This window comes from Agrobacterium vitis (assembly GCF_013337045.2).
Classification (GTDB): Bacteria; Pseudomonadota; Alphaproteobacteria; order Rhizobiales; family Rhizobiaceae; genus Allorhizobium; species Allorhizobium vitis_B.
On the sequence record NZ_CP118260.1, the window covers coordinates 330,881 to 350,502 of the forward strand.

The window sequence follows — 19,622 nt, forward strand, 5'->3', positions numbered from 1 at the left end:
GGGAATGGCATGAAACTGAACAGAGTTTTGACCGCGCTGCTTGTCACCGCCGCTTTTGCCGCACCTGTGATGGCCGCAGACCTGAAGATCGGCTTGTCGGAAGACCCTGACGTTCTCGATCCGGCGCAGTCGCGCACGTTCGTGGGGCGCATCGTCTATACGGCGATGTGCGATAAACTGGTCGATGTGTCGCCCGACCTGAAGATCATCCCGCAGCTTGCCACCGGCTGGGCCTGGAGCGAGGGTGGCAAGGTTTTGACCATGACTTTGCGCCAGGGCGTGAAATTTCACGACGAAACACCCTTCAATGCCGAAGCGGTTGTCGCCACCATCCAGCGCAACATGACCATGCCGGAATCGCGGCGCAAGAGCGAGCTTGCCTCCGTTGAAAAGGTCGAGGCTATCGGCAGTGATACGGTGAAATTCACGCTCAAGGCGCCGGATTCGACCCTGCTGGCGCAATTGTCCGACCGGGCCGGGATGATCGTCTCGCCCAAGGCCGCCAAGGAATTGGGCGCTAATTTCGGCAGCCATCCGGTCTGCGCCGGTCCGTTCAAATTTGTCGAGCGGGTGCAGCAGGACCGGATCGTGCTGGAGAAATTTGCTGATTACTGGAACAAGGATCAGATTTTCATCAACAAGCTCACCTATCTGCCGATTGTCGATAGCACGGTGCGCCTCGCCAATCTGCGCTCCGGCGATCTCGACATGATCGAGAGGGTGGCCCCAACCGATGCCGCCTCCATCAAGTCCGATGGCAAGCTGGACTTTGAACAGGCGGTCGGCGTCGGTTACATGGCGATGTATGTCAATATCGGCAATGGTCCTCGCGCCAATAACCCGCTTGGCAAGGACAAGCGTCTGCGTCAGGCCTTCTCGCTGGCCATCGATCGCGAAGCACTGAACCAGATCGTCTTCGAGGGGACGGCTCTGGCGGGCAATCAGCCATTTCCGCCTGTCAGCCCCTGGTATGACAAGCGGATTCCGGTTCCTGCCCGCGATGTCGAAAAGGCAAAAGCCCTGATCAAAGCCGCTGGATTTGACCGGGTGCCGATCGAACTCCAGGTGTCCAACAGCGCGACGGTGTTGCAGATGATGCAGGTCGTGCAATCGATGGTCGCTGAGGCTGGTTTTGACGTGACGCTGAAGACGATGGAATTTGCCACCATGCTCAACGAGCAGACGGCTGGAAATTACCAGATCAGCCGTTCGGATTGGTCCGGGCGTGTGGACCCGGATGGCAATCTGCATCAGTTCGTCACCTGCAAGGGTGGCATCAACGATACCAAATATTGCAATCCCGCCGTCGATACGCTGTTGAACGAAGCACGACAGTCCACCGATGAAGCCGTGCGCAAGCAGAAATACGATGCGGCCGATGAAATCCTGAACGATGATCTGCCGATCATCTATCTCGGTCATCAGTCCTGGCTCTGGGCGTCCAGCAAGAAGATCACCGGTTTTGTGCCTTCACCGGATGGAATGATCCGGCTGACGGGCATGCAAAAGGCCAATTGAACGCTTGCTTGTCGCCCTGATGATCCTGTCACGGAAGCGATCTTTGTCAGGCGGCAGGTCCGCCGCCTGACACAAACGTCTCATTCATCCGGAGACCGTCATGCCCACTTTCCTTGCCCGGCGCCTGTTGCTGGCCATACCGACGCTGTTGATCATTTCTGTCTTCGTGTTTTCGCTGCAAAAGCTTCTGCCTGGTGATCCGGTGCTGATCATGGCGGGAGAAGATCGCGATCCCGCGGTGATGGAAAGCCTGCGCGAGAAATATCACCTGAATGATCCTATGCCCGTTCAATATGCGATGTGGCTTGGCGCTGCTCTGAAGGGTGATCTCGGCATGTCGTTGCGGACCAATCAACCCGTGCTGGAACTGATCGGCCAGAAATTGCCCGTCACTTGCCAACTGGCCATCATGTCGATGATCTTTGCTCTCGCCCTCGGCATTCCCCTCGGCATTCTGGCGGCGGTCAAGAAGAATACGCTGATCGATTACCTGGCAAGCGTGGTGGCGCTGTCTGGCCTGTCGATCCCGAATTTCTGGCTTGGTATCATGCTCATTCTGCTGGTTTCGGTCCGGCTTGGCTGGCTGCCGGCCTCCGGCTATCAACCGTTCTTTTCCGACCCATGGATGTCGATGAAAACCATGCTGATGCCGTCTTTCGTGTTGGGCAACGCCTTGGCGGCATCGATCATGCGCCATACGCGCTCGGCCATGCTGGGGGTTCTCAGTTCGGATTATGTGCGCACCGCCCGCGCCAAGGGCATGCCCGAACGTTCGGTCATCCTGTCGCACAGTTTTCGCAATGCTGTTTTGCCCATCGTCACCCTGACCGCCTTGCTGTTTGGCGAATTGCTGGCCGGTGCGGTGCTGACGGAGCAGATTTTCACCATTCCCGGCTTTGGCAAGCTGATCGTCGATGCGGTTTTCAATCGTGACTATGCCGTCGTCCAGGGCGTCGTGCTCTGCACCGCCATCGGCTTCATCCTGATGAACCTGATGGCCGATTGTCTCTATCTTCTTCTCAATCCTCGGATGAGGGCCAGCCTATGACCGCCATAAGTGAGGCCGCAACCGCCCCGTTCCATCCATCCGGAAGAGGCTGGCGAAAACTGAAAGCCAATAAGGCGGCGTTGGTTGGCCTGGCAATCATCCTGTTCTTTCTCACGGTGGCGCTGCTGGCGCCATTACTGCCGATTGCCGATCCCTTGGCGTCGAGCTGGTCGGCCATTCGCAAGGCACCGTCGCTGGCCCACCCGTTCGGCACGGATGACCTTGGGCGGGATATCATGTCCCGGATGATCTGGGGGGCGAGGGCATCGCTTGCCGCAGGAATTTTCTCCGTGGCGATTGCTACCATCCTCGGCGTTCCGCTTGGCATTCTCTCCGGTTACTTCGGCGGCTGGATCGATATGGTCATTTCCCGCATCACCGAGGCCTTCCTGGCAATGCCCTTTCTGATCATGGCCATCGCCCTTGCCGCTTTTCTTGGGCCCAGCCTGACCAATGCGATGATCGCCATCGGCCTTTCGGCACTGCCAACCTTCATCCGGTTGAGCCGCGGTCAGGTTTTGGCGGTGAAAACGGAAGATTATTTGGAGGGCGCACGCTCCATTGGCCTCGGACATGTGGCAATCATGAGCCGCTATATCTTTCCCAATATCCTGGCGCCGGTTTTGGTACAGGCAACGCTGACGGTTGCCACTGCGATCATCGCCGAAGCCAGCCTGTCTTTTCTGGGGCTTGGACAGCAGCCGCCAGCGCCCAGCTGGGGTTCGATGCTGAATGTCGCCAAGAATTTTCTCAGCCAGGCGCCGTGGATGGCCATATGGCCGGGCGGTGCGATTTTTCTCGTCGTCATCGGCTTCAATCTCCTGGGTGATGGGCTGCGTGACGTTCTCGATCCGCGCTCTTCCTGAGGCAAACAGCCGAAACCCACCTCCATTTCAATTCTGGGATATATGCTATGACTGATTTTACCACCCGGCCTGAAATTCTCGGCACCTTTGGCGTTGTCGCCTCCACCCACTGGATTGCCTCTGCCGTCGGCATGGCCATACTGGAAAAGGGCGGTAACGCCTTCGATGCCGCTGTGGCCACCGGCTTCGTGCTGCAAGTTGTCGAGCCGCATCTGTGTGGTCCGGGTGGCGATATGCCTGCCGTGATCTATTCGAAAAAGAAGGACAAGGTGGAGGTCATCTGCGCCCAGGGGACAGCACCGGCGGGCGCCACCATCGAGCATTACACGGCGGAAGGCCTGGATCTCATTCCCGGTGATGGCCTGCTGGCAACCGTTATCCCCGGCGCCTTTGACGGCTGGATGCTGATGCTGCGCGATTACGGCACGATGAGCGTGCGCGACGTGCTGGAACCAGCCATTTATTACGCCGAAAAAGGCCACCCGGTGTTGGCCAGAGTTTCGGCCACCATCAAGGGCCTTGGCAGTTTCTTCGAACAGCATTGGCCAACCTCGCACCAGACCTGGTTGCCGGGCGGCTTCGCCCCGGAGCCGAACAACCTGTTCACCAATCCAGTTCTGGCCGAGACCTGGAAGCGGATCATTGCGGAAGCCGAGGCGAAATCCGGCCGCGAGGCGCAGATCGAGGCTGCTCGTGATGCCTTCTACCGTGGTTTTGTGGCCGAACAAATCGATCGCTATGTCCAATCCACGGCGGTGATGGATGCGAGTGGCGCGTGCCACAAAGGCGTGCTGACGGCTGACGATATGGCGCAGTGGTCTGCGACGATAGAGGAGCCGCAAACCTTTGACTATCATGGCTGGACCGTGGCCAAGACCGGACCATGGGGCCAGGGGCCGGTGCTGTTGCAGGCCCTATCGCTCCTGAAAGGCTTCGATATTGCGGCCATGGCCTCGGATGGCCCGGATTTCGTTCACACCGTCACCGAAGCCATGAAGCTGGCCTATGCCGACCGCGAGATCTATTATGGCGATCCGGCCTTCGCCACGGTGCCGATGCAGCATTTGCTGAGCGAGGCCTATGCCACTGAGCGTCGCGCCTTGATCGGCGAGACGGCGTCTTTCGATCTGGTGCCGGGCCGGGTTGCGGGCTTTGAGGATCAATATACCCGCACCATGGAGATGTTGGGCGCCACGTCGAAAACCGGGGCGGTGTTTGAGCCGACCATGGCGCATTTGAGCGAAAAGCGCGGTGATACCGTGCATATCGATGTGATCGACCGCGACGGCAATATGGTGTCCGTCACGCCATCCGGCGGCTGGCTGCAATCCTCGCCGATTGTGCCGGGGCTGGGCTTCTGCCTCAATTCACGGGCGCAGATGTTCTGGCTCAAACCCGGCCTGCCCACCTCGCTGCAACCGGGCAAGCGCCCACGCACCACCCTGACGCCATCCATCGCGCTGTATGAAGGCCGTCCCACCCTGTCGTTTGGCACGCCGGGCGGCGACCAGCAGGATCAATGGCAGTTGTCGTTCTTCCTGCGCTATGTTCACCATGGCTTCAATCTTCAGGCGGCTATCGATCAACCGCTCTTCCACACCTCGCATTTCCCCGGCTCGTTTTATCCGCGCACCCGTGAGCCGGGCAGCCTGATGGTGGAGAAGAATTTCCCCGAGGCGACGATTACTGAGTTGGCCAGACGCGGTCATGCCCTGACCGTTGCCGAACCATGGTCTATTGGCCGGTTGACCGCAGCGCGACGCGATGCCGATGGACTGTTGCGAGCGGCGGCAACGCCCAGATTGATGCAGGCCTATGCTGTCGGACGATAGGGTTTGCCTTGGGAAAGGTGAAATCCGCTTTCCCGAAAAGACAAACGAAATCAAGACAAACTCGAGTCTGTAGCCCGTAGCCAACGAGGACCCGCCATGAGCGCGCAAACACTTGCACCGATCTTGTCCGTAGAAGGGCTGAACACCGCTTTTCTGGTGGATGGACGCTGGAAAACCGTGGTCCGCGATGTGTCGTTCGATGTGATGGCGGGCGAGACGCTCGCCATTGTCGGCGAGAGCGGTTCGGGCAAAAGCGTGACGTCGCTATCGATCATGCGGTTGCTGGCTGACCAGACCAGCCGGACGACCGGGAGGATCATGCTGGAGGGCCGCGATCTGATGGCTCTATCCCGAAAGGCCATGCGCAACGTACGCGGCAGGGACATGGCGATGATCTTTCAGGAGCCGATGACCAGCCTCAATCCGATTTTCACCATCGGCCGGCAGATTTCCGAGGCCTTGATTGCCCATGGCGGTCTGTCCAAAGGCGAGGCGCGGGCGCAGACTATCCACTTGCTGGACAAGGTTCGCATCCCCAATGCCGGGGCGCGGTTTGATGATTATCCGCATCAATTCTCGGGCGGAATGCGCCAGCGGGTGATGATTGCCATGGCGCTGGCGCTGAAGCCGAAAATCCTGATCGCCGACGAGCCGACCACGGCCCTTGACGTGACGATCCAGGGCCAGATCCTTGATCTCATCAAGCAATTGCAGGCGGAAGAGGGCATGTCCGTGCTGTTCATCACCCATGACATGGGCGTTGTGGCCGAAATTGCTGACCGCACCATGGTGATGTTTCGCGGCGATGTGGTGGAAACCGGCACGACGGGCGATGTGTTTCACAAGGGCCGCCATCCCTATACCCGCGCCCTGCTCTCTGCGGTGCCACGGCTGGGGGAAATGGGCGATGCCGCCTGGCCGAAGCGTTTTCCGGTCGTGGATATGGCGACCGGCGAACGGGTGGAGCCCACGGTTGTCGCCGATACTGTCGAGCGGGGCCTGACGCCGGTTCTCCAGGTGCGAGATCTGGTCACCCGGTTCGATATCAAAGGTGGGTTGTTCGGCAGAAAAACCGGCGTGATCCATGCTGTCGAGGATGTCTCCTTCGATCTTTTCCAGGGCGAAACATTAGCGCTGGTGGGAGAATCCGGCTGCGGAAAATCGACCACCGGACGCTCCGTCATGCGGCTGATCGATCCGCTCAGCGGCTCGGTCCAGCTGGATGGCTATGATGTCCTCTCCCTGAGGGGCCCCGATATCAACCGGATGCGCCGCTCCATCCAGATGATTTTTCAAGACCCGTTCGCCAGCCTCAATCCGCGCATGACTGTCGGTGCTTCGGTGGCCGAGCCGATCACCACTCACCGATTGGCCACGCACCGGCAGGCGCGGGACAAAGCCGCCGACCTGATGGAGCGGGTGGGCCTCAGCGCCGATATGGCCAACCGCTATCCGCATGAGTTTTCCGGCGGCCAGCGCCAGCGCATCGCCATTGCCCGGGCGCTGGCGTTGGACCCGAAAGTCATCGTCGCCGATGAAAGCGTCTCGGCGCTTGACGTATCCATCAAGGCGCAGGTCTGCAATCTGCTCATGGATTTGCAGGCCAGCCTGAAAATCGCTTTTCTGTTCATTTCCCACGACATGGCGGTGGTGGAGCGGGTCAGCCACCGGGTCGCGGTGATGTACTTGGGCGAAATCGTCGAAATCGGCCCGAGAGCTGCTGTGTTCTCCAATCCGCAACATGCCTATACCCGAAAACTGATGAAAGCCGTGCCGGTACCGGATCCTTCCCGCCGAAATATCCGGCGCGATCTGGACAGCGAAGAGCTGAAAAGCCCGGTGCGCCCGCTCGGCTATCAACCGCCCAAAAGACGCTATGAACAGGTGTCACCGGGCCATATGGTCATGCGGGATGACGCGAGGGTATGATAGGCTTTCGGACAAATCCGCTGCACTAGTTTGTCAGGGAAAAGTGGAAACCGGTTTTCCCAAAAGACAAACGAAAACAAAAGAATCTAGAGTCAGTCTGGTTCAGACTGACTCTAACGTCAGATGATCACATGCGGCACAAAGCGCGAGAGATTGGCGGTGATGCGGGATCGGTCCTCGCGGATGCCAAGGGCGCAGGCGCGATCACCGACAATCCAGCTACCAAGTACTGCAAAGCCCGCCTCGCTCTTAAACAGCGGCGCATAGGCTTGCACGATAAATCCCTCCTCGCCGTAACCACCTGGAGAGACAAGAGATTCCCTGCCACCTTGGAAAAGCGTGACGTTTTCTCCCTCGCGCGACAGAAGCGGCTTTCGCACGTAGTCGCCAAGGCTTGAGGCGGCGGGGTCATCTGCAAAGAAGCTTGGCAATAGATTGGGGTGGTTGGGGTAGCGTTGCCAGAGCAGTGGCAGCAGCCCCTTGTTGGACAGGATTGATTTCCAGGCAGGTTCGACAAACACATCGCCGGACCGTGCCAATTGACGCGAAAACGGCTCGCGCAGCATGAATTCCCAGGGGTAAAGCTTGAAACACTGGTCGATCACACGGTCTTGCAGATCCGTGAATCGGCCTTCTGCATCGACACCAATATCGCCGATATCGAGAAGCTCGACACGATGCCCCGCCTGGAGGGCGCAATCCATCAGATAGACCGTGGTGCCGCGATCTTCCTCATTCTCGGTCATCGCCGCGAAATGGAACATCGGCTGTTTTGGAAACTGCTCGAACGCCTCCACAAGGCTTTCCTGCAATAGATTATACTGGTCGGCATCGGCGGGCAGTGCGCCAAGCGCCTGCTGGTCGGTGAGCCAATTGAACTGGAAATAGGCTGTCTCGAAGACCGAGGTCGGTGTATCGGCATTATATTCCAGCAGCTTGGCAGGGCCTTCGCCATCATAGGCGAGATCGAAACGCCCATAGAGATGGCGGTCCTGGCGTTGCCAGGATCTGCGGATAACGTCGCGAAGATCGTCTGGAATGGCCAGCCGGTCAAGCGCCTCCTCGCTGCCGACGATATCGCCGATCAGGTCCATGCACATATCATGCAGTTCCTGGCTTGGCGCCTCTATCCGGGTCTCGATTTCTTCCAGGGAGAACACATAGGCGGCATCGTCCACCCAATAGGGCTCGCCATACATTTCATGAAAACCAAAGCCAACGGCGCGCGCCTTGTCGCGCCAATCTGGACGTTCCGCAAAAGTGATGCGCTTCATGTCAGCCGCCGAAACTGAAGGAGGATCGCCCCCCGAAGCCCTGGCGGCTCACCGTGCGGGTATTGACATTGGCGGGCTTGGAGCTCGATGGAGCAAGGATCGTGTCGCGGCCTTTGTTGATGGTCACTGTTTGGCCGCTGCGGTTGCGATAGATCGGCGTGCTGCCTCCGCCGCCATAGCTGCTGCCTTGCGTCGCTTCCCGCTGGTATCGATAATAGTCGCCAATATTGTTAATGGTCGAAGATAGCAGGTATCCTGCCATGAAGGGCATAAAAAAGCTGCCGCTACCGGTGCCACCTGTATTGGGCGCTGTTTGCTGCACGCATTGTTTTGCGCCATATTCAGCCTCGCAGGCGGCCATGCCATCAAAGCGCGGTGCGTTGGCCATATGGGTTTTGACGGCATCCTGGTAAGCCGTCTGACATACTTCCCGATCCATCCCTTGAGAGATGCATTGATCGACGGAGGTGAAGGTGCGCTCGGTGGGCGCATCCTCGCCGCAGCCGGAGAGCAGTAGGCTGGAAGCGGCGATGGTGCCGAGGGCGAGGATAGGGGGCGTTCGCCCGCTTAAACGTCTGCGCATCCTGGCCTCCTCAATAGGTCATGCAGGCAGCATTGAGAATGCCGACGATCAGCGCGATGCCGCCGCCCCAAAGGCCTGCGGCAATATCACCGGCGGTGATTTTCTCATGCAGATCCTTCATGGTGAAATTGGCGACAAAAAACGCGAAAATCTGCACGAGAATGCCGACGAATGCCCAAAGAATATAATCGATCATGCTAACGGAATTGGCCGCCGCCGAGGCAAGCGGCAGGCTGAATCCCATGAGAGCGCCTAGAAATGCCGTGACCGCCGCCAGATTGCCTGCCCGGATCAATTCAACTTCCTTATGGGGTGTCAGCCACGTGTAAATTGCTGCAAAAACACCATAAGCCGCGATGCCAATGAAGAAATAACCCAGAAAGGCTGGAAGTCCCGCCATATAATGCAGCATGAAATATCCCCTCAGGAAAGGTTTTGGTCAGACGCGACGAACATCGGCGGCACCGATACCGTAGCCAATGAGAAATTCGACAGAGCGGCCCGCCTGCGCCTGGGAGGGATCGAGATCCCGCTCCACATTGATCAGCAGCATTTCCTGTGTGTTCCCAAGGGGCCGATAATACAGCATGCAGGATTGATGGATCGAACGCCTGGTTTCACCATCCTCGATATCTTCGACGAATTGCACGGTCTCGGCGCGTTCCGGCCCTTCGCCCCAGAAGCGGTTAAACAGGATGCCGTCGGCATCGTAGGACGACGCACCAATCATGCCTGATGGTCCTGTCCAGCGGCTCCATTCGCTCTGGCTGACCGGCACGACGCTATCCCAGGGCCGATAGAAGCTGATATCCTCTATGCCATCGCCCGGCATGCCGGATGGGGACATGACCTGGATCATATGGTGGTTTTCATCGTAATAGCGCGACAGTACCGATGCTGCATCGAGCCGGACTTCCCCATAGGCGGCAATGATGAAAGCGCCGCTTTGAGGCAGCGGCATCGCCGGTTGCGACCCCAGCGCGTCGGCCTCCAGCGACAGGAAATCAAGATCGAGCGCGCCACCGATGACGGCACCCAGGGGACCGAGTTCCTTTTGCATCGGCTTTTCGGTTTTGCGTCCGCTGAACCAGCCCAACATCAAGCATCTCCTCTCAGGCGCAATCGATAGCTGCGGTGAATATGGCATCAAGATTGGAAAGAACAACCTCGACCATCATTCTTTCGTCGTGAAAAAACGTCAGGATTGAGCGACAAGAGGGCGACCGCTCCTTGAAAACAACGAGAGGGAAAGGCCAGCAAGGGCGCAGGTGTTATCACTTGAGCCCTGTCTTTAAGGCGTTTTCCACGCAAACTATTTAGCATGACAGGCTTTTAACTGCCTGCCGGAATACCCAGATAACGCTCAGAATTTCAACCGATGGAGGAATGTTTGGAACCCTGGACTTTGACAGGTTTGACCCGTCTGTTTGCAGCCGATCCCGAGGCGCTGGGCGATGTCGATGTGACCGTTCCCCAGAGCGGCGACGTGATCTGCGTAACGCTGAAGGAAAAGGGCGACATGGATGTTTTCGTCGCGGTCAGCGGCGAACGCGATATTCTCGCCAGCATTGTTTTGGTGCCATGCGATGATGTGCCGAACCGCGCGGATTTCGAGCGCATGGTTCTGAAGACCCATAAGTTTGTACCGCTCTCCAGCTTCGGCATTACCATCATTGATGGTGAGGAATGGTATGAGCTGTTTGGGTCGCTTTCGACCCGCTCCCGCGCCGAAACAGTGGTCGAGGAAGTCGCTATACTCGCGGCCAATGCGGTGGATGCGGCTGTCATGATCGACGAATGGAAGAACGGGGAGATGGCAGCATGAGCACCTGGGCAAAGATTTTCACCGCCATTCGCGGCGGCGTCAACGAGGTGGCTGAGGCTGCTGCCGATAGTCAGTCCATGCGTATTCTCGATCAGGAACTGCGGGACGCCGAGCAGTCCTTGCGCCGGGCGCGCTCGGATCTGGCTGGAATCATGGCATCCAATAAAAGCGTCATGCGCCGGCTGGAAGAAGCCCGTGCCAAGGAGCTAAAGGATAGCGACAGCGCGCGTGCCGCCGTCAATGCTGGCCGTATGGACCTTGCCCAAGGCCTGGCACAGCGTATCGCTACTATCCGTGGGGAGATCCAGCGCGACGAAGAGGAATTGAACCGCCTGCTGCCGCGCCAGCAACAGATGCTGCGCACGATCCAGGACACCGAGGCGCGCATTACCCAGATGAAGCGCGAAGTGGAAAATGTGAAGGCAAACGAATCGCTGCTGCGGGCGCAATCGGCCATTTCACATAGCCAGTCTGGCATTAACACCCGTCTTGGCAGTGCAGTGGAAAGCCTTGAGCGGATCAAGAAACGCCAGGAAATCACCGCAGGCCGGATCGAGGCCGGTGCGGAATTGGCAGCGCTGGAAAATGGCAGTGATCTTGATCGTCAGCTGCGGGAAGCAGGCATCGGTGGCTCCAGCCAATCGGCGGACGATGTGCTGAAGCAGTTGATGGCCCCCAGCGGTTCCGGCACCCAGGTTCTGCTGCCCGCGCCTGCCGAAAAGGTTGAGCGCTAAGAAAAGGGACGCGGCTTTCCGGACACGCAAACCTGAGCCGGTATAGTCCAAAATAAACCGGGTGGAACGCTGATGCATTCCACCCGATTCTGGCCACCCGGTTTTCGTATCAAATGATGCCGGGCACGACGAAGACAAGCCAGGCGATGACCGGTCCGATCAGCGCGATCAGGGCGCTGTAGATCAGCATCTGGCGCATGACCTTGTCGCGTTGCTCATCTGGCGCATTGGCAACCACGAGGGCCCCATTGGTGGAAAACGGGCTGGTATCGACAATGGTCGTAGAGATCGCAATCGCCGCAACCACGCCAACGGCGCTGATATGCCCTTGCAGCAGAAAGGGAACGGCGAGCGGAATAATTGCCCCAAGCAAAGCAGTCGATGAGGCAAAGGCCGAGACGATGGCGCCGGTAAAGCACAGCAGCAGGGCTACGAGGAGCGGCATGCCGAGGCTGGAGATGCCATGGGCGACGTAATCGATGGTGCCTGCCTTTTCCATCACGCCGACATAGGTGATGATGCCGGAGATCAGCAGCACGGTTGACCAGCTTACCTTGTCGATAGCCGCCTTTTGCGTTGTGGGCGAAAGCAGAGCCAGCAGAACCGCAACAGTGATCGCCACCAGCCCAACATTGAACTTGAACACCAGAGCCCCGACGCCGAGCGCGGTAAGGCCGATCAGGGTCGTGACCTTCTCGGTCGTCAACCGGACCTTTGCCTGCGTGTCTGCCGCTGTGCCATAGGCATGGTCACGGAACGGCTTGGCAGGCGTGCCGCCATGGCCCTTTATCGAGGCCGAGATGCCCTCAGGATGAAGTTCGGGCAGGGGGCCTTTGACAGAGGATCTCTGTTTCAGGATGGAAAGGCCACCAAAAACGAAGAAGACCAGAACCGCAATCGCCAGGTTGAAGAAGAAGCTGGAGAGAAACAGTGAGGTCGGCGCGAAGGGAAGACCTGCCTTGGCAACGATCTGGTTGGTAATGCCGCCATAGATGCTGATCGGCGAGAACCCACCGGCCTGTGCGCCGTGAATGACCATCAGGCCCATCAATACCGTATGGATCCTGTATTGAACCGCAAAGCTGAGTGCCACGGGCGCGAGGATGGCCACCGCAGCAGGCCCTAGGGCGCCGAAGCCGGTGATGATCGCTGCAACGAGGAACATCACCCAGGGTATCAACCCGACACGCCCGCGAACCATCCGGACAGACCTCTCCACAAGCCAGTCGATGGTTCCGTTAATCTGAGCGATAGCAAAGAGATAGGTGACGGCCACCAGTGTGAGGAACAGGTCGGCGGGAAAGCCCGCAAAAATGTCGGCGGGCTTCATGCCGATAATCAGCGAGCCCAGGACGAAGGTGCAGCCAAAGGCCAGGACCCCCATATTGATCGGCTGGATTGTCGCGATAATGAAGATCGCAACCAGCAGCCCTATAGATAGGATTTCGATGCTCATAAGTCCCCTCCCTGCGGCGTGATGAGCGCCGGCAGCATGTGTGTTTTCGGATTGAATATGTCCGCACGCGCCCCTCCCAAATGACGCGGCGTAATCCGGGAGCGATTGGAGCGCGCTCCCGGGTTTAATCAGGCTGCCGCGTAAAGATCGGCATATTGCTGGCGTAGAACATTCTTCTGGACCTTGCCCATCGTGTTGCGCGGCAGATCTTCCAGGAAAATAATGCGCTTGGGCTGCTTGTAGCGGGCAAGCCGATCCTGAAGCGCATTGAGAATTGCCTTCTCATCCAGCGAGACGCCCGGCTTGCAGATGACAATGGCGGTTACGCCCTCGCCAAAATCCGGGTGCGGTACGCCGATAACAGCACTTTCGACCACGCCTTCAAGCTGGTCGATCTCGCTTTCGACCTCCTTGGGATAGATATTGTATCCGCCTGAAATCACCAGGTCCTTGCCGCGTCCAACGATATGAACATAGCCGTTCTCATCGATCTTGCCGAGATCGCCGCTGATGAAAAAGCCGTCCGCGGTGAACTCCGCAGCGGTCTTTTCAGGCATCCGCCAATAGCCCTTGAAGACATTCGGTCCCTTGATTTCGATGGACCCTGTTTCTCCCGCCGGGAGAATGGCACCGCTGGCGGGATCGGTGATGCGCACGGTCACGCCCGGCAGCGGCAGGCCGACTGTGCCTGGAACCCGGTCTCCGTCATAGGGATTGGACGTGTTCATGTTGGTTTCGGTCATGCCATAGCGCTCAAGGATAGCTTTGCCGGTGCGCTTGCCGAATTCGACATGGGTCTCGGCCAGCAATGGCGCCGAACCGGAGATGAAAAGACGTATATTGGCCGTGATCTCCCGGTCCAGTTTTTGGCTTTGCAGGAGGCGCACGTAAAAGGTCGGAACGCCCATAAGAAGCGTGGCATTCGGCATTAATGACAGCACTTCCTCAGGATCGAATTTTGGCAAGAGGATCATTGACGCGCCCGACAGCAGGGTCACATTGGTGGCGACGAACAGCCCGTGCGTATGGAAAATCGGCAGGACGTGGATCAGCCGGTCATCGCTTGTGACGCGCCAGAAATCACGCAGGGTCAAGGCATTTGACAGAAGATTGTCATGGGTCAGCATCGCGCCTTTGGAGCGACCGGTCGTTCCCGACGTATAAAGGATGGCGGCGAGATCGTCTGGCGCGCGGGCGACATTGGCGAAATCGGCCGGTTCGATGCGGGCAAGATCGATCAGCGAGCCTGAGCCGTCGGCATTCAGCGTTTCAACATGCGCTCCATAGGGGGCAGCCACTTTCCTGATGGGTTCCAGCGCGGAGGAGGAGACAACCACCAGCTTCGGCTCGGCATCGCCAATGAAATAGTCCAGTTCGGCGAGCGTATAGGCGGTGTTCAGCGGCAGATAGACCGCGCCAGCGCGAAGGCAGGCCAGGTACAGGATCAGCGCTTCCGGGCTTTTTTCGATCTGCACGGCAATCCGGTCGCCGGGCTGAATGCCGAGCTTGGCGATAGCGCCAGCAATCTGTCCGGAAAGCGCAATCGCATCGGCATACGTCCAGGTCTTCCCGCCATTGGTCAGAATGAACGGTGAATCAGGCCGTGCTGCAGCCTTGATAGCATCAAAAAGATGGTTGCTCATATTACTCTACTCCTCCGATCATGGTGATCGCCGTCTGTGCCGCGGACCGTAAATCCGTCCTGGCTCCAGGCAGCGTGCGGGTCTCTCTCCAGTTCGGTTAAGAACCGGACAGGCTCTCCGCCTTTTTGATATCCCTGGTTTTTTCGGGAAGACCCAGCTCGATTTTTCCCTGCAAGGCTTTAACGCCTGGCGACGCTGCCACTTCTCCGCGCTGTGCCAGGGCCTCGTGATTGGTCTCGATGTCCTCCAGCTTGTAGAGGTAATTGACCATCAGCCCATGCGCCTGGCGCATTGCCTTCACTGAGCGGTCGCCCAGAAAGTTAAGCCGCTCCAGCCTGGCGCCATTGCCAAGGTGGAAACGGGCAACCGGATCGACCGGGCGGTTGTCCGGCGTTCTCTCGGTGATGAAATATCGTGCCGCGAGCGGCAGCAGCACGCGCTCCACGGCATCCGCCCTTGCCTTATCTTCAGGCCATGTCGGATCATCCAGCAAAGCCAGCGTGTTGCGGTCCTCTTGCGACAGCGGGAAACCGGACTTCGGATCTCTGATCTTCGAAATCCAGCGGGCAAAGCCCGGAACCGGCGAGAGCGTGACGAATTCCTTGAGGCCGGGAAGATCCCGCCGCAGGTCTTCCACCACCTGCTTGATGAGAAAATTTCCGAAGGAAATGCCGCGAAGACCGTCCTGGCAGTTGGAAATCGAATAGAAGACCGCAGTCGTTGCGGTATCGGGGCCGATATGATCCCGGCTTTCATCCAGCACATCGGCGATGGCACTCGGTATCGAACGGGTCAGCGCGACTTCCACGAAAACGAGCGGGTCATCGCGCAGGCGCGGATGAAAAAAGGCAAAGCAGCGCCGATCTGCGGGCGCAAGCCGCCGCCGCAACTCTTCCCACCCGGCAATCTCATGCACGGCTTCGTATTTGATGATCTTTTCCAGAATATGCGCCGGTGTCGTCCAGTCGATGGGTTGCAGCGTCAGGAAGCCACGGTTGAACCAGGAGCTGAAAAGATGGGCGAAATCGGTATCGACGGCACCAAGATCGGCGCGATCCTCCTTGGTTTCCAGCAGTCGTTCGCGCATGCGGACAAGCTTTTGCGTGCCGTTGGGTGCAAGGTTGAGGCGGCGCAGAAGCTCCTGCCGGCGTGGTTCGGCTGCATTGTGCAGCGCGATGACGGCCATCGGGCTTTTGTCGGTCCGATAGGCGTCTATCGCCTTGTCGAGCGCTGCGGCTTCCGCGCCGAAACGGTCAGACAGCATGTGCAAGAACTGGACGGCCTCCGCGGCATCGAAACGGCTCCAGCGATCCAGGATTTCCGCTGCGATTGCCATGCCCGAGGCTTCGCCACGACTTGAAAGCAGCATCTCGCACAGGGTTTCGATGTCAGTATCAACGACCCTGTCGCGTGCCTTCGATCCCGAAAACAGCAGCGCGCGACCGCGTTCCGTGACGCCCGAAAGCAGGTCACTGAGAAAAGAGGTTCCGGCCATCTAAAATTCCTCCGATCATCAGGACGGCGCCCCCCGCGCTGCCCCTTTTATTATCATTGTCTATTCAATATCCACCGCAATATGGTATGTAAGCTGGCCCACAATGTGCACGGTGTCAACAGCCTTGTATACAAGAATGGAAAAATTGCATTATGAAGGCCGGATGCATGTCTGAAAACGCGGGGCGTTGGCTGCGAGACGAAATTGAAAATGCGATTTTGTCCCATGAATTCGCACCCGGTCTCCGCTTGGATGAGACCTTGCTGGCTAACCGGTTCGGTGTGTCACGCACACCCGTGCGCGAAGCGCTGATGCAGTTGAACGCCATTGGCCTCATCGAGATCCGTCCGCGCCGTGGCGCCGTGGTTATCGATCCGGGGCCGCACCGTATCTATCAAATGTTCGAGGTTATGGCCGAGCTGGAAGGTCTGGCCGGTTCGCTTGCCGCCCGTCGGCTGGATGAGCAATCCAAAGAGGCGATCCTTGATGCCCATAAGCGGTGCGAAATCTCCGCGGGTGCTGGTGACAGCGATAGCTATTATTATGACAACGAAGCCTTTCACAAGGCGATCTATGCGGCAAGCCGAAGTGAATTTCTGGAGGAGCAGTGCAACCAGTTGCATCGTCGCCTGCGACCCTACAGGCGGCTGCAATTGCGGGTGCGCAACCGCTTGTCGACGTCATTTTCCGAACATGGGGCGATTGTTGAGGCGCTTTTCCGAGGCGATGTCGAGGAGACAAGACGGCTGCTCGGAATGCATGTGGCCGTTCAGGGTGAAAGGTTCAGCGACCTCGTTGCCAATATGGCTGCACGGTGATTAGAGTATTATAATTGCGTTTTGGTCTCTTACAGTCTGTTCAAGAATTGCTGTTGGCCTGGCGAAAATGGTGATTTCGAGAACCGGAACGGAGCGTACTTAATGTACGTGAGTACAAGCATTCCAGGAAAAGTGCGAAGCGGTTTTCCGTTTGGAAATGCGAATGAAGCAGGCAAGCGCAGAAATTTCCATTTGCAGACGGCCAGCGGCGATTATTGGATAGACTGTTAGGCAGACTGTAAGCGCTGATGTCGAAGCATAATGCGAAATCCATGACCTCACCCCCCGATGCGCCGATTGCGCGAAGCGATCTGATCGCGCGCATTGTCCATGACGTCAGCCCTGTCATTGTCGTGACTGCGCCCGCAGGCTTCGGCAAGACCTGGCTTCTTCAGGCATTGATCGTCGCGCTGGGGGCTGATGCCGCCCGGTGGACGGTGTATGATCGCCCAACCATTTCTCCCGATCTTTCGCGGCTTGAGCAAGGACATCGCTATGCCGTTGCCCTGCGCCCCGGCGAGAGCTTGCCCGGACTGGACCGGCTGCGCCTTTATGGTCAGGTTCTGGATCTTGATGGTGAGGATCTTCTGCTGCCTCAGGACGGGTTAAGCCATCGTGACTGGGACAGGTGTGCAGGCTGGCCAGTCCTGTTGTCGCCGGGGGTAGATTGTCAGGATGCGCTGGCTGGACAGAGCCGGCTTTCGACGTTTCTGGGCGACGACTGTCTGGCTGGCCTGGATGATGCTGATATGTCGGCGCTGCTGGTCTGTGGACAGGATTGGCCGTCCTGGCTTGCCATGCGTCTGCCGCCGCTTGCACATTCCGCCACCGCAGCCTGCCAAAGGATCAACAGCGCCTTGCCCGGCGCGCTGGAGCAAGAAATGCTCCGGCGTCTTGCCGATCCGTCCCGGACTGCTGATCCGTCTGGCGTTCTCGCGCAGGCTTTACGTCGAAACCCGCGAAATCTGGAGGTGGTGATCCTGCGATTGCTGGCGTGCAATCAGGGCAAGGACGCGCTGGCACTGTTTTGCAAGACAGGCGGCTGGTTTCTCTATTATCGGCTGGGCCATGATGCGTTCTTGCGTGTGGTGACAGGTCTTGAGGCGGGCTGTGATGATCTACCGGAAGAATTGGCCATCAGTCGCGCCTTTCTGATGATCAAAGCCGGTGATGTGGCATGGGCAATGCAATTTCTGGTCCAGTGCTTCGGTGTGGAAATGCGCAATGTTTTGGCCGTTTTCTCGCGCGACAGTGCGCTTTCCCTACGTGTCAGACTGTTTCGTATCACGGTCCTGATTTATGAGGATGTTGCGCCGACCGATAGATTGCTGGAAGCGCTGTTTGAGATTGGTGGCGAGTTACCGCTGGGCGAGCCGGAGCAGCGCGGATCATTTTACAACGCCATGCTGGAGTTTTTCCTTCGGCTCCGGCGCTACGAAGAGGCAAATGGCATGGCCGAAAAGGCCATGAAGGCCTATCGGCAGGCGGATTGTCCCATTCTTTGCTTCTACATAGCGCTGCATCAATCGGTGCTCAGCCTTTTGACCTCCGATTTCAACCGTATGGACCAGTCTCTGCGGCTTGCCGAGGACATGCTGGCAAAAACAGGCTTTGACAGTCCCGGAGATCGTCGCTTTCTTGATCTGCTGACAGCTTGCATGGCCTATGAAAACGGCGAGCCAGCGGTGCTGCTTGGCTTTTTGCAAGAAGAGATGGCCGCACTGATTGCGGGCGAGTTGTGGCCAAGTCTGGCCGATGTCGCCATCTACTACGGCAGCCAAGCCTTGAGCGTCCACATGTCCACCCGCGTCGCTCTTCGCTTTCTGGATGGCTGGAGCGTTTACCAGCCGATGAACCGGCAGTTTCGTCTCTCCCTGGATGTGCGCAAGGCGCAGATCCTGCAAAGCGGTAATTGCTGGGGTGATGCGACCCGGCTTCTTGCACCGTTGCGGGCCGGATTTGATCGGGTGTGGATTGAAAGCGCGCAGGAGGCTTTGGCCCGTCTGGCGGGTCGAGACGAGATTACGCTGGCCTTGAGCTGGCTGCGGCAAATCTCCTACGAGCGCCCGGGTTTTCCCCATCTCGACCGCAAGCTTGAGGTGATGCTGACCAACCCGCATCTGCTGGTCCGGCAGGAAATTGCGGTTTCCCTCTGGTTGGCCTTTGTCTTGCGGCAAACGCAGCAAAATTCCAGAGCTCGCACTCTGCTGCGGCAGGTGTTTGAACGCTGCGCAAGCCATGGAGGGTTGACGGCCCTTTCAGAGGAATGGCTGTTTCTCGATCAGCTGCTGCAAGACAAGCGGATAGTCGAATTCGTGATGGCGGCCACCCCGGCGCGGGCTATCCTGCGGCGGCTGGACAAGGGGCGTCACAGCAGTCTTGCGGCGGCCCGAACCCGGCTGACCCAGCAGGAGCTGAAAATCCTGACCATGCTGGCGGAAGGCGCCTCCAACAAGCTGATTGCCCGCAACAGCGGCATTTCAGAGCCGACGGTGAAATTTCATCTGAAAAATGTCTATCGCAAACTGGGCTGCTCCCGGCGACACGAGGCGATTGCGGCGGCAAAGGCGCTGGGGTGGGTGCGCTAATAGTTCATCACTG

At 58.3% G+C, this 19,622-nt stretch carries 16 protein-coding genes; 9 read left to right on the plus strand and 7 right to left on the minus strand.

What is annotated here, in order from left to right:
- Positions 1-9 precede the first annotated feature (9 nt).
- From G6L01_RS19390 to G6L01_RS19410, 5 genes are all read left to right on the plus strand, one after another.
- A complete protein-coding gene (locus G6L01_RS19390) occupies positions 10-1,518 on the plus strand; it encodes an ABC transporter substrate-binding protein (protein WP_070165209.1) in 1,509 nt (502 codons plus the stop codon).
- 100 nt (positions 1,519-1,618) lie between these two features.
- The gene (locus G6L01_RS19395) at positions 1,619-2,566 is read left to right on the plus strand and encodes an ABC transporter permease (RefSeq protein WP_070165210.1); all 948 of its coding nucleotides are present in this window, start codon (positions 1,619-1,621) and stop codon (positions 2,564-2,566) included.
- The gene (locus tag G6L01_RS19400; RefSeq protein WP_070165211.1) at positions 2,563-3,432 is read left to right on the plus strand and encodes an ABC transporter permease; all 870 of its coding nucleotides are present in this window, start codon (positions 2,563-2,565) and stop codon (positions 3,430-3,432) included. Before G6L01_RS19395 ends, G6L01_RS19400 begins: the two co-directional genes overlap by 4 nt.
- Before the next feature lie 47 nt (positions 3,433-3,479).
- A complete protein-coding gene (locus G6L01_RS19405; RefSeq protein ID WP_070165212.1) occupies positions 3,480-5,264 on the plus strand; it encodes a gamma-glutamyltransferase family protein in 1,785 nt (594 codons plus the stop codon).
- Between the two features lie 96 nt (positions 5,265-5,360).
- On the plus strand, positions 5,361-7,193 hold the full coding sequence (locus G6L01_RS19410) for an ABC transporter ATP-binding protein (protein WP_071205693.1): 1,833 nt from the start codon (positions 5,361-5,363) through the stop codon (positions 7,191-7,193).
- 119 nt (positions 7,194-7,312) lie between these two features.
- On the opposite strand, the gene G6L01_RS19415 is transcribed toward G6L01_RS19410, so the two are convergent.
- Genes G6L01_RS19415 through G6L01_RS19430 form a run of 4 tightly spaced genes read right to left on the minus strand, consistent with a single transcriptional unit; the run spans position 7,313 to position 10,149 of the window.
- Positions 7,313-8,467, minus strand: a complete 1,155-nt coding sequence (locus tag G6L01_RS19415; RefSeq protein ID WP_071205695.1) for a glutathionylspermidine synthase family protein — start codon at positions 8,465-8,467, stop codon at positions 7,313-7,315.
- A gap of 1 nt (position 8,468) precedes the next feature.
- Positions 8,469-9,050 (minus strand): DUF1190 domain-containing protein, encoded by a 582-nt coding sequence (locus tag G6L01_RS19420; RefSeq protein ID WP_070165219.1) that lies wholly within the window; start codon positions 9,048-9,050, stop codon positions 8,469-8,471.
- Between the two features lie 10 nt (positions 9,051-9,060).
- Entirely contained in the window at positions 9,061-9,462 is a 402-nt protein-coding gene (locus tag G6L01_RS19425; protein ID WP_070165220.1) for a DUF350 domain-containing protein, read from the minus strand.
- A gap of 27 nt (positions 9,463-9,489) precedes the next feature.
- Positions 9,490-10,149 carry a YjfK family protein gene (locus G6L01_RS19430; RefSeq protein ID WP_070165222.1) on the minus strand — a complete coding sequence of 220 codons (660 nt, stop codon included), beginning with the start codon at positions 10,147-10,149 and terminating at the stop codon, positions 9,490-9,492.
- Between the two features lie 279 nt (positions 10,150-10,428).
- Here G6L01_RS19430 and G6L01_RS19435 point away from each other — a divergent pair, with 279 nt between their 5' ends.
- Entirely contained in the window at positions 10,429-10,875 is a 447-nt protein-coding gene (locus G6L01_RS19435; RefSeq protein ID WP_070165224.1) for a YjfI family protein, read from the plus strand.
- Entirely contained in the window at positions 10,872-11,609 is a 738-nt protein-coding gene (locus tag G6L01_RS19440) for a PspA/IM30 family protein (RefSeq protein ID WP_070165225.1), read from the plus strand. The genes G6L01_RS19435 and G6L01_RS19440 overlap by 4 nt, the downstream gene beginning before the upstream one ends.
- 109 nt (positions 11,610-11,718) lie before the next feature.
- Here G6L01_RS19440 and G6L01_RS19445 read toward each other — a convergent pair whose 3' ends face one another.
- From G6L01_RS19445 to G6L01_RS19455, 3 genes are all read right to left on the minus strand, one after another.
- Positions 11,719-13,065: an SLC13 family permease gene (locus G6L01_RS19445; protein ID WP_070165226.1), complete on the minus strand. Its 1,347-nt coding sequence runs from the start codon at positions 13,063-13,065 to the stop codon at positions 11,719-11,721.
- A gap of 128 nt (positions 13,066-13,193) precedes the next feature.
- Positions 13,194-14,708: a malonate--CoA ligase gene (locus tag G6L01_RS19450; protein ID WP_070165228.1), complete on the minus strand. Its 1,515-nt coding sequence runs from the start codon at positions 14,706-14,708 to the stop codon at positions 13,194-13,196.
- 97 nt (positions 14,709-14,805) lie between these two features.
- Positions 14,806-16,203 carry a malonyl-CoA decarboxylase gene (locus tag G6L01_RS19455; RefSeq protein ID WP_070165230.1) on the minus strand — a complete coding sequence of 466 codons (1,398 nt, stop codon included), beginning with the start codon at positions 16,201-16,203 and terminating at the stop codon, positions 14,806-14,808.
- A gap of 167 nt (positions 16,204-16,370) precedes the next feature.
- On the opposite strand from G6L01_RS19455, the gene G6L01_RS19460 reads away from it, so the two are divergent.
- Entirely contained in the window at positions 16,371-17,021 is a 651-nt protein-coding gene (locus G6L01_RS19460; protein ID WP_070165648.1) for a GntR family transcriptional regulator, read from the plus strand.
- A gap of 272 nt (positions 17,022-17,293) precedes the next feature.
- Positions 17,294-19,609: a helix-turn-helix transcriptional regulator gene (locus G6L01_RS19465; protein ID WP_174089291.1), complete on the plus strand. Its 2,316-nt coding sequence runs from the start codon at positions 17,294-17,296 to the stop codon at positions 19,607-19,609.
- Positions 19,610-19,622 lie beyond the last annotated feature (13 nt).

What these genes read in the sequence shown, in the direction of transcription:
- G6L01_RS19410 (WP_071205693.1), top strand. Translation starts at nt 5,361, where the DNA reads ATGAGCGCGCAAACACTTGCACCGATCTTGTCCGTAGAAGGGCTGAAC.
- G6L01_RS19390 (WP_070165209.1), top strand. Translation starts at nt 10, where the DNA reads ATGAAACTGAACAGAGTTTTGACCGCGCTGCTTGTCACCGCCGCTTTT.
- G6L01_RS19445 (WP_070165226.1), bottom strand. Translation starts at nt 13,065, where the DNA reads ATGAGCATCGAAATCCTATCTATAGGGCTGCTGGTTGCGATCTTCATT.
- G6L01_RS19415 (WP_071205695.1), bottom strand. Translation starts at nt 8,467, where the DNA reads ATGAAGCGCATCACTTTTGCGGAACGTCCAGATTGGCGCGACAAGGCG.
- G6L01_RS19450 (WP_070165228.1), bottom strand. Translation starts at nt 14,708, where the DNA reads ATGAGCAACCATCTTTTTGATGCTATCAAGGCTGCAGCACGGCCTGAT.
- G6L01_RS19405 (WP_070165212.1), top strand. Translation starts at nt 3,480, where the DNA reads ATGACTGATTTTACCACCCGGCCTGAAATTCTCGGCACCTTTGGCGTT.
- G6L01_RS19395 (WP_070165210.1), top strand. Translation starts at nt 1,619, where the DNA reads ATGCCCACTTTCCTTGCCCGGCGCCTGTTGCTGGCCATACCGACGCTG.
- G6L01_RS19435 (WP_070165224.1), top strand. Translation starts at nt 10,429, where the DNA reads ATGGAGGAATGTTTGGAACCCTGGACTTTGACAGGTTTGACCCGTCTG.
- G6L01_RS19400 (WP_070165211.1), top strand. Translation starts at nt 2,563, where the DNA reads ATGACCGCCATAAGTGAGGCCGCAACCGCCCCGTTCCATCCATCCGGA.
- G6L01_RS19430 (WP_070165222.1), bottom strand. Translation starts at nt 10,149, where the DNA reads ATGTTGGGCTGGTTCAGCGGACGCAAAACCGAAAAGCCGATGCAAAAG.
- G6L01_RS19455 (WP_070165230.1), bottom strand. Translation starts at nt 16,203, where the DNA reads ATGGCCGGAACCTCTTTTCTCAGTGACCTGCTTTCGGGCGTCACGGAA.
- G6L01_RS19425 (WP_070165220.1), bottom strand. Translation starts at nt 9,462, where the DNA reads ATGCTGCATTATATGGCGGGACTTCCAGCCTTTCTGGGTTATTTCTTC.
- G6L01_RS19440 (WP_070165225.1), top strand. Translation starts at nt 10,872, where the DNA reads ATGAGCACCTGGGCAAAGATTTTCACCGCCATTCGCGGCGGCGTCAAC.
- G6L01_RS19420 (WP_070165219.1), bottom strand. Translation starts at nt 9,050, where the DNA reads ATGCGCAGACGTTTAAGCGGGCGAACGCCCCCTATCCTCGCCCTCGGC.
- G6L01_RS19460 (WP_070165648.1), top strand. Translation starts at nt 16,371, where the DNA reads ATGTCTGAAAACGCGGGGCGTTGGCTGCGAGACGAAATTGAAAATGCG.
- G6L01_RS19465 (WP_174089291.1), top strand. Translation starts at nt 17,294, where the DNA reads ATGACCTCACCCCCCGATGCGCCGATTGCGCGAAGCGATCTGATCGCG.